This window comes from Yersinia sp. LJYL362, from assembly GCF_048323875.1.
Genome location: NZ_JBLWEX010000086.1, coordinates 1 through 10,007, shown reverse-complemented (window position 1 = coordinate 10,007; position 10,007 = coordinate 1). Strand labels below are relative to the sequence as shown.

The following is a 10,007-nucleotide window of genomic DNA, read 5'->3' as shown; positions in this document are numbered from 1 at the left end:
CATTAGTGCTTGCTTTTGCTATGTCTATGGATGCCTTTGCTGCATCTATTGGTAAAGGTGCCAGCCTACATAAACCCCGTTTTAGAGAAGCTATCCGCACCGGTCTTATCTTTGGTGTGATAGAAGCTATTACCCCACTAATTGGTTGGTGCATTGGCCTATTCGCCAGTCAATATATTCTGGAATGGGACCACTGGATTGCCTTCAGCCTGCTGTTCATTCTGGGTTGCCGCATGATTTTTGAAGGCGCAAAACAGCAAGTCGAAGAAACCGAAAAAATGCGCAGTCACAGCTTCTGGGTTCTGGTGATGACAGCTATCGCCACTAGCCTTGATGCTATGGCAATTGGTGTTGGTTTGGCATTCCTGCAAGTGAACATTGTTCACACCGCAATGGCGATTGGGTTAGCCACCATGATTATGGCAACGCTCGGGATGTTGATTGGCCGCTATATTGGCCCGCTGTTGGGTAAACGCGCTGAAATCATCGGGGGTATTGTGTTGATAGGTATCGGTTTTAATATCCTTTACGAGCACATTTATCGTCTCGCCTAACCTGATAGCCCTATCGTTAGTGCTTTTATTCTCGCCGTAAAATAAAGCGGGTAAGAGGAGCAAAAAGAAACCCCGCATTCGAGATGAATAGCGGGGTTTTTTATTCTATCAACTACCGGCAAATATCAATTCAGTATTAGAAGTCCATTGATACTGATAATTTAAGTGCTCGTGGGTCGCCCTGATAGATGTAAGTGCCAGAATCTTCAACCGACTCCCAGTAACGTTCGTTGGTCACGTTCTCAATATTCGCACGCCATGTCAGGCTGGTATCTTTCATTGGCATGGTATAACGCACCCCCAGATCCAGACGCGTCCAAGGTTTCAGTTTCAAGGTATTGGCTTCGTTGGCATATTGGGAACCAGAGCGCACTACCGTACCGGTTGCGGTCAGGCCTTCAACCACTGGAATATCATATTCGCCGCCAAACACTAACTGGTAGTTGGCAACACCGACGGCATCATTACCATTATTGGCGCTGTCAGCCGCTTTAGTCAGTTTAGGGTCTAACCAAGTTGCGCTCGCTAACAGACGGGTACCAAATACCGGCTCGCCGAATACATTCAATTCAATACCGCGGTTGCGCTGTTCACCGTAGAAACCATAGACGTTAGTCGCTGGATCAACCATACCCGTTGGTCGGGTGATTTCAAATAGAGCCAACGTACCACCGTAGCGTTGGTTATCAAACTTCACGCCGATTTCATTCTGTTTGGAATGAATAATGCCCGGAATTTGACCTGCGTTAACCACTGGCTTGCCATTAAATTGATAAGGTGCGGACTTGCCCGGCCCCAGCGCTTCAATGTGGTTAGCATACAGGGAGACTTTCTCCCACGGCTTCACCATGATGCCGTAAATAGGTGTCACTTTCATCGCATCCAGTGAACCGGCACTGTTTGGTACCCCACTGTCGAAGTTACGAATAGTGACTTCCTGCCGACGTACACCCAGCATCAATGACACTTTATCGTCCATCATTGACAAGGTATCAGACAATGAAAGACCGGAAGCACGGACCTGACTATTTAACTGAGGATCCTGACTGGTACTGCCCATTGTTGTGGTAGGGAAGCCAATCACGCCAGGATTATAGATATTGGTATCAACTGGATTTGACATATTCCAGGCTGATTTAGCCGTACGATAGTTAGCGGCATAACCCAGATTGATTTTATGGGTGATAGGGCCAGTATCAAAGTGACCACGAATACCGCCCAGACCGGCAACAGAGTCAGCGACATACGGCACATATAGACGAGAAATAGTGGCATCGCCATTATTCGCACTGGTTAAGGTCGGCGAACCATATTGACCGGTTTCTTCGTTACGGCTGGCACCGACAGAGCCATAAATAGTCCAGTTCTGGCTGACATCATACTCACTACGCAGCATACCGAAGGTAGTTTCCATATCGGTATAAACCCACGACTGCCCATAGTTCAGGGTTGAAGATGGCGGTTCAGGAATAACCGTTGCACCGCCAATCGCCACATCAGTGCGCATATGATGAATAGTTTGCTTCTGGTAGCCCACATCTAATGAGGTACGGGCGCGATCACCGCGGTAATCTAAACCGGTAGAAACTGCAGTCGTGCGCTCTTTCTGATCATGAATAGCTGACTCACCTTCACGGTGCAGGACATTCACTCGCACGCCGAACTGATCATCATCACCATAACGGCGACCGACATCCAACGCCCCACCCACTTGAGAAGCTGAACCATAATCCACCGTAACGCGAGTTAACGGAGTATCACCGGCACGTTTAGGTTCGAGGTTAATCATCCCGCCCACACCGCTACCACTTGGTGAGATACCGTTAATGAAGGCATTGGCACCTTTAAACACCTCGACTCGCTCAACCATACTGGTTGACACGATCTGACGCGGTAAAACACCAAACAGGCCACCAAATGAGATATCGTCGCCATCAAGGTTATAACCACGAATACGATAATTCTGCGACGGGTTGCCGTAACCGCGCACATTCTGCACGGAAGCATCATTTTTTACGACATCAGCAATCGAGTTAGCTTGCTGGTCTTCAATCATTTTGGAGGTATAGCTAATAACGTTAAATGGCACGTTGCGCGCGTCTTGCTGCCCAAGGAAGCCGATACGACCACCATTCGCTACCTGACCATCTAAATAGGTTGGAATTAAATCATTACCACCAGCACGGAAAGTCTCCTGCGTCCCAACAACGGTGATGGTGTCATTTGTTTTGCTGTCTTCAGCTTTAGCCGTAGCCGCTGTCGCACTGGTTTTTTTGGCATTTTCAGCTGTGCTATCTGTGGCCGCCGCTGCCCATGAGGAAGCGGATAGCGTCCCTAATGCGGCACCGATCATGACGCATAACAGACGCGGAGCCAGCCGTTTCTGATGTGCGCGAGAAGAAATAGTTTGATTCATCGTGTTGATGCCCCTGAGTTTCACAAAATGATTACAAATGAGAATGCTTATTATAAGGATTCAGAATTATCCGGATAACATCTACCGATGCAAGCATTTCTGCACATCCAGAGGATTATTTTTCGTGTCGTGAATAAATTAGATGGGTTATGTAATAGACATGATCGCGGGCAGTAACGTTATTGCCTGAGGAGATGCAAAAGAAACTAAAGTAAAAATATTCTGAAAATGTATTTACAGAGCGCGGGATTAATTCCGTGCTTCCCACTTAAGTCATTTATTTATACATTTCACCGGCCAATTTGCCCCTATTATTAATAAGGATAACTGTTATTACTTATCCATATTGACTCATCCCCCACCGCCAGAAGCCCTGTAAACAGTGGTGTTGCCGCAATAAATAATCCTATAATTAGGCTTTTGAATTCTTTCACTTTATTCCTAATAATAAAAATCTTATTACATTATTTTCGATGTTAGCGATAAACTAGTACATCACATTTATCGCGATAACAGATTTAAACCATCTGGGTTTAGTTCTGCGTAGCAACAGTTTACTGAATAAAAATTCAAGGAATACAGGAATGGCTTTGCATCCGGCATCATTTGACGATCACATTTTTCGGCTATTAATCGAAGCCGTAGATGACTACGCCATATATATCATTGATGCCCAAGGACATATCCTTACCTGGAACAATGGTGCCGAGCGCAATACTGGCTACAATGCCGATGAAATCATTGGCCAATCTTTCGAGCTGTTTTACACCCCTGAAGATTTAGCAACCCAATTGCCCGCCAAAGGCCTGCTGCATGCCAACCAACTTGGCCATTATGAGAATCAGGGCTGGCGAGTTCGCAAAAATGGTAAGCGCTTCTGGGGGCATATCACCCTTAGCGCATTGCATGACTCAGACCACAATTTGCAGGGTTTTGTGCAAGTTACCCGTGATCTGACCGACAAATGGCAGCGGGAAAATGCTTTGCGCAAAAGTGAAGAGCAGTTTCGCCATCTGATAAGTGAAGTCGAAGATTACGCTATCTACATGATAGATACTCATGGGCGTATTCTGACCTGGAATAAAGGCGGTGAGCGCAATGAAGGCTATACCAGTGACGAAATCATTGGCGAGCATTTTGCCTTGCTGTTCACACCAGAAGACATTTCCGCAGGTCTGCCAGAGAAATCACTGGCAAAAGCCATTGCCGAGGGTAATTTCCAGACCGAAGGCTGGCATGTGCGCAAAAATGGTATTCGTTACTGGGCCAGTGTGGCCATTAACCCGATGCATGATGACAGCGGGAAGTTGTTAGGTTTTACCAAAATTGTCCGTGACCTGACTGAACGACGCCAGCGCGAAGAAGCCTTACGCATCAGCGAAGAACGTTTTCGCCTGATGGTCGATACCGTTGAAGATTATGCCATTTTAATGCTGGACCCTTGGGGCCGCGTCAATACCTGGAACCACGGCGCAGAGCGTAATATGGGCTATGCCAGCAATGAAATAATCGGCCAACATTTTGGCTGTTTCTTTTTACCGGAAGATATCGCCGCCGGGCTACCAGAGAAATTACTGAAAACCTCCGCTTCGGCCAGTCGGGTGGAACGTGAGGGCTGGCTGGTGCGTAAAGATATGACCCGCTATTGGGCTGTTACCGTGATTACCGTGGTGCATGACCACCATGGCAAGCTGCTGGGTTATGCCAAAATAATCCGCGATATGAGCGAGCGAAAACAACGGGAAGATGCGCTGCGTGCCAGTGAAATAGCGCGCTATGAAGAGCGGGAGCAACTGCATCGGGTGCTGTCATCCATTCAGGAGGGAATTATCTCTCTTGATACTGAAGGCCGCGTTGTATTAATGAATCCTAAAGCTGAAGAAATGACCGGCCGCAGTCAGAATGAATCTTGTGGCTTGCCCATTGAAGAAGTTTTTATCTTGTGGTCCCCGCTACAGGATAAAAATCAATTAGTTGCCATAAATCAGTGCCTGGCCGAAGGGCGTCATACCTTATTGCCCGAAGGCAGCCAGCTGTTATCCAGCCAGGGAGAGCGCCAGGAGATTCGTTGCTCCGCCTCACCGATTCGTGATCGTGACAATCTGCTTACCGGTGCTGTGGTAGTTTTCCAGGATGTCACGCGCGCGCGCCATGAGCAGCGAGAGTTACAGTATCAGGCCAATCATGACATGTTGACCGGGTTGATAAATCGACGGAGATTGGAAGAACGCCTCAATCAGGCCATCAGCCAGTTGGGTCAGGATGAGCAGCATATCCTCTGTTATGTCGATTTAGATTACTTTAAGGATGTGAATGACAGCGCCGGCCACGAGGCTGGGGATATGGTGCTTCGAATGGTAGCGCAAACCATGCAACAAGCGGTGCGCGAAAATGATATTGTGGCGCGTTTAGGCGGTGATGAGTTCGCTATTGTGCTATTTAATTGCCAGAATAAACCCGCAACAGAAGTGTTGGAAAGAGTCGTCGCCGACATTGCCTCAATCCAATTCCATTGGCACGGTCAATCCTATTCCTTTACCGCAAGCCTTGGAGCGGTATCATTGAATAGGCAAACAGAAACGGCAGCACAAGCTATGCGTCAGGCCGATATTGCCTGTTACGCGGCAAAACATGCTGGCCGCAACCGCTTATCACTTTCGCTATAACTCGACCTCTCTTTTAGCAGGTGACTATAGGGTCACCTGCACCCTCAATGACACAATTTTTACAAGGTTATCTTGATGGCATGTCCAGCAATTAGACCCCGGTCAAAATATCGATTTCAGCAGTGTGATATATAAATATCATCACCTGATTAATTGGAAAAATAACTATGCCGTACTTTACGGTCAGTATCGTTTTGCATAACGCCGTAGAAGGCGATTACGATTCTCTTAATAAGAAAATGATTGATGCTGGATTTACTTGTCTTATCGGTAGGGAGAAAGTCTATAAATTACCAGAGGGAGAGTTCAATTACGGTAGTGGTACATTGAATAAACAGGAAGTTGCTGATTTAGCACTAAAAGTTGCAGAACAGATACGATTTATCCCCTCTATTTTAGTCACTGAATCTGGAGGGAGAACCTGGCGCAATTTAGATCTAAAATAACTCATCCATTATAAACATTATATTTTAAAAATTTGACTTAAGTTAATTGCTAATCCTCCACCAGGGATTATAACACTACCCCATTAAGATAATAATATTTATCCCTAAGGGGAATTATGCGCTCGTCATTTATTTAGACATTATGAAATAACGAGCAATCACTTATATTAGCTTCTCGTCACTGCTTAATGTAGCACTCGCAAGATCTTCTCTACGGCGATGAACGGCGATAACAAAATCGGTTTCACAGACAAAGGACTGCCGGGCAGCGAGTTCTTGTCCAGTTTCAATGGAAGCGCGCCAGGCAAAAGGCGTCATCTGCAATAAATTGAAGCTTTGTTTACCGGTTAACTTCATTTCGTAGGCCAATTTTTCACTGCTAATCAGATCAAACCCATCCAAATGCTCTGGCGTATCGTCGTGAAGTTGTACTTGAGCATAAATCAGGGCTTTTAACTGATAGAGATGCCGCGGGCCAGGCGCAACAGTAACAACGATGCCACCGGGTTTCACTGTGCGAGCCAATTCCGTTGCCTTACAGGGGGCATAAATACGTAACACTGCATCAAGAGCATGATTAGCAAAAGGTAACCGATGGCTCGACGCTACACAGAAACTCACTTGAGGATAGCGTTTTGCTCCGTATCTGACGGCGACTTTGGCAACATCTAACCCGAAAATAGCCATCTGACGCTGCCGATTTAATCGGTCCGCCACTGCGGCGGTGTAATAACCTTCGCCACAACCGATATCCAACAACATAGCGGCATCCAGTGGCAGCGCCTTATCCAGCATATCGCAAACCTGCTGTTGCAAGGGTTGATAATAACCCGCATCCAGAAAAGCCCGCCGAGCCTGCATCATCTCTGGGCTATCCCCTGGCTGTTTCGACCCTTTATGCTGCACCGGCATTAAATTGACGTAACCCTCTTTGGCGCAATCAAACTGGTGATTATTGCTGCAACGCCACTGTTGCGGGCTTTGCTGCAAGGCCTGATGACAAAGGGGGCACTGATAAGACATGGTTGAATCCCAGGTAACTGATTAATAACCGCCAGAAATACCGGCAGACGCGGCGTTAGTCTAAAGAAGCGCAGATACTGTTGCAAGCCACGGTTTCCCTTTGTGAATCAACCGAGATTAACTATGCCGAATCACATTGACGGGAATCGCATCGGGCTTCACATTCATGGTGCGTAAAATTTGCCCCATAATATCGCTAAATACCGGTGCTGATACTGCGCCACCATAGTATTTGCCCCCTTGAGGATTGTTAATCACCACCACCAAAGCAAAACGAGGCTGACTGGCGGGAGCAACACCGGCGGTATACGCCACATATTTATCAATGTACTGACCATTTGGCCCAATCTTCTTGGCTGTCCCGGTTTTCACAGCCACCCGATATCCCCGCACTGCGGCTTTCACCCCACCGCCGCCAGGCAATGCTACACTTTCCATCATATGCTCCACCTGACGTACCAACTCTTCGGGGAATATACGCTGGCCCAATACCGGCGGATCAACCTTAGTAATAGACAAGGGTCGGTAAATGCCGAAGCTGCCGATAGTGGCATAAACTCGAGCCAGTTGCAGCGGTGTCACCATCAAGCCATAGCCGAACGAGAATGTCGCGCGGTCTAAATCACTCCAACGCTGCCGATGTGGCATTAACCCACTGCTTTCACCGGTAAGCCCTAACTGAGTTGGCTTACCCAAACCAAAAGCTGAGTAGGTCTGCACTAATGCAGACGCGGGCATCGCCAGAGCCAGTCGCGATACGCCAACGTCACTGGATTTTTGCAGCACACCGGTCAGTGACAAAGCCGGATAAAGCGCCACATCTTTGATAAGGTGCCCACTCAATATATAGGGGTGAGTGTCCAGCACTGCATCAGGTTTCACTATATGGCGCTCTAATGCCGTCATGACCACCATCGGTTTCACTGTTGAACCGGGTTCAAAAATATCGCTGATCGCCCGATTGCGAAAATTCTCTTCAGGAGTGCCGACCCGATTATTGGGATTAAAGGTGGGATAGTTGGCCATCGCCAATACTTCGCCAGTGTTCACATCAATAACCACGGCAGAGCCGGAATCTGCTTTATTGAAGATGACGGCATTGGTCAATGCATGGGAGGCTTCCGTTTGGAGCCGTTCATCAATGCTGAGTTGAACATTTTGTCCTGGATGGCTGTCGGTCGAGGAGATATCTTCAACCACCCGGCCGAAGCGATCTTTACGCACCACCCGGCTGCCGGCGGTGCCACTGAGGAGTGTATTAAAGCTTTTTTCTACTCCCTCAATCCCCTGATCATCAATATTGGTGAAACCCACCAGATTCGCGGCAATATCGCCCGACGGATAAAAGCGCCGTGACTCCTCTTTTATAGCAATACCAGGCAACTTTAGTCGTTGAATATATTCAGCGACATCAGGTTCCACTTGCCGGGCCAGATAGATAAAACGGGCATGTGGGTTTTGGTGAATACGGCTATTGAGTTGGTCGAGGGGAATGTTAAGTTCCTGAGCCAAGGCCTGCCAGCGCTCTGAAACACTGACACCACCTTTATCCAATACCGTTGCAGGATCCGCCCAGATAGCCTCAACCGGCACGCTGACTGCTAGAGGATGTCCGTTTCTGTCGGTGATCATACCGCGCGTATTCGGTGTAGCGACCACCCGTACTGAACGCATATCTTCTTCTTTTACCAACGGATCAGGTTCAATAATTTGCAACCAGGCAACTCTGGCTATCAGACCAATAAATGAAAGTAAAATGCAGCCACATAACAAGCTAAAACGCCAACGGATAAAGCTGGAAGAATCATTTTTTGGTTTAGAAATCACAAAGTTCAATCCTGAATGGTCGCTTGAATAACAGCAGCCATTAAACCCTATCCACAGCATCAATGAGTGCCAAAACAGTGATACAAGATGCGTTATTTTGCAACAATTCACTAACGGCGATTTAAAAGAAAAGGTGACTGGTCAATAAGTTAAAAAACGGCTTACACTGGATAGCGTCTTTTTCTTCCTTAGGTAAGTCCTATGACTGATTTTTCACCTCATCTCAGCCGAATCACCACTATTTGCCATGGTTTTGGTAATAAATCTGCCCTATTACCTGACTGCCTCCAGCCTTATCAGGCATCACAAGCCAATAAAAAACAGGTTCATGGCACCACGATTATCGATGTAATAACGCCGGGGCAAGAATGTGGTGAAGCCGATGGCCTGTACACCACTCAATCTGGCATTTTATTAACTGTCTTGACGGCGGATTGTCTGCCGGTGATTTTCAGTCAACGGGATGGAAAAGGTATTGCAGTGGTTCACGCCGGTTGGCGCGGTTTATTAGATGGCATTATCTTAAGGATGGTTGAACGTATTGCCCGTGATGATAACCCGGAAAATTGGGTGGCCGCCATCGGGCCAGCCGCCCGCTCCTGCTGTTATGAAGTTAATGAAGAACTGGTGGAACGGTTTGTTAATGAATTGCCGCTGGCAAAAAATATTATTTCGCCGCGTTTTCGCCACCTTAACTTAGCAGCCATAGCTGAGCACCAGTTACGAGGTGCTGGCATTCATCAAGTTGATAGGGTCGGTAGTTGTACAATATGTACCACCACGCCAGATGATGGGGATAATGCCCAGCCTCGTTTCAAATACACTAGTTTTCGCCGCACCAGCCAACAGCAAGCGATTGACCCAAGCCATCCCGGCATTAAAGGCCGTAATCAGTATTCGGGATTAATTATCTTGCCTTAACGGCTAGATTGAATTGATGCTGTTCCAGACACAAAAAAACCCGCACAAAGGCGGGTTTTTAACAGCAAAAGAGCTGATTAGATTGCAGTAACGTTTACTGCAGACGGACCTTTCTGACCGTCTTGGATTTCGAACTCTACGTTCTGGCCTTCAG

General features: G+C 47.3%; 8 protein-coding genes. 4 read left to right on the top strand and 4 right to left on the bottom strand.

The window, feature by feature from the left end; translation table 11 throughout:
• Positions 1-554 (top strand): manganese efflux pump MntP (gene mntP / locus ACNSO8_RS03680; protein ID WP_418393852.1); only part of this gene is annotated, 554 nt, incomplete at its 5' end.
• 136 nt (positions 555-690) lie between these two features.
• Here mntP and ACNSO8_RS03675 read toward each other — a convergent pair.
• Entirely contained in the window at positions 691-2,970 is a 2,280-nt protein-coding gene (locus tag ACNSO8_RS03675) for a TonB-dependent receptor (protein WP_418393851.1), read from the bottom strand.
• A gap of 584 nt (positions 2,971-3,554) precedes the next feature.
• On the opposite strand from ACNSO8_RS03675, the gene ACNSO8_RS03670 reads away from it, so the two are divergent.
• Positions 3,555-5,636 carry a PAS domain S-box protein gene (locus tag ACNSO8_RS03670; RefSeq protein WP_019079721.1) on the top strand — a complete coding sequence of 694 codons (2,082 nt, stop codon included), beginning with the start codon at positions 3,555-3,557 and terminating at the stop codon, positions 5,634-5,636.
• Positions 5,637-5,803: 167 nt separating this feature from the next.
• On the top strand, positions 5,804-6,082 hold the full coding sequence (locus ACNSO8_RS03665) for a hypothetical protein (RefSeq protein WP_005163660.1): 279 nt from the start codon (positions 5,804-5,806) through the stop codon (positions 6,080-6,082).
• A gap of 162 nt (positions 6,083-6,244) precedes the next feature.
• Here ACNSO8_RS03665 and rlmA read toward each other — a convergent pair whose 3' ends face one another.
• Together rlmA and ftsI are read right to left on the bottom strand one after the other, a co-directional pair.
• Positions 6,245-7,105, bottom strand: coding sequence for a 23S rRNA (guanine(745)-N(1))-methyltransferase (gene rlmA / locus ACNSO8_RS03660; RefSeq protein WP_019083365.1), 861 nt, complete (start codon positions 7,103-7,105; stop codon positions 6,245-6,247).
• Between the two features lie 117 nt (positions 7,106-7,222).
• Positions 7,223-8,932 (bottom strand): peptidoglycan glycosyltransferase FtsI, encoded by a 1,710-nt coding sequence (ftsI, locus tag ACNSO8_RS03655; protein ID WP_418393850.1) that lies wholly within the window; start codon positions 8,930-8,932, stop codon positions 7,223-7,225.
• A 201-nt stretch (positions 8,933-9,133) separates the two neighbouring features.
• On the opposite strand from ftsI, the gene pgeF reads away from it, so the two are divergent.
• Complete coding sequence (pgeF, locus tag ACNSO8_RS03650; protein WP_019079724.1) at positions 9,134-9,853, top strand: peptidoglycan editing factor PgeF; 720 nt, start codon at positions 9,134-9,136, stop codon at positions 9,851-9,853.
• A gap of 77 nt (positions 9,854-9,930) precedes the next feature.
• On the opposite strand, the gene ACNSO8_RS03645 is transcribed toward pgeF, so the two are convergent.
• Positions 9,931-10,007: cold shock domain-containing protein (locus tag ACNSO8_RS03645; RefSeq protein WP_418393853.1), on the bottom strand; the 77-nt coding region annotated here is incomplete at its 5' end.

Coding starts and splice junctions, on each gene's coding strand:
- ACNSO8_RS03675 (WP_418393851.1), bottom strand. CDS start 2,970: ATGAATCAAACTATTTCTTCTCGCGCACATCAGAAACGGCTGGCTCCG.
- ACNSO8_RS03670 (WP_019079721.1), top strand. CDS start 3,555: ATGGCTTTGCATCCGGCATCATTTGACGATCACATTTTTCGGCTATTA.
- ACNSO8_RS03665 (WP_005163660.1), top strand. CDS start 5,804: ATGCCGTACTTTACGGTCAGTATCGTTTTGCATAACGCCGTAGAAGGC.
- rlmA (WP_019083365.1), bottom strand. CDS start 7,105: ATGTCTTATCAGTGCCCCCTTTGTCATCAGGCCTTGCAGCAAAGCCCG.
- pgeF (WP_019079724.1), top strand. CDS start 9,134: ATGACTGATTTTTCACCTCATCTCAGCCGAATCACCACTATTTGCCAT.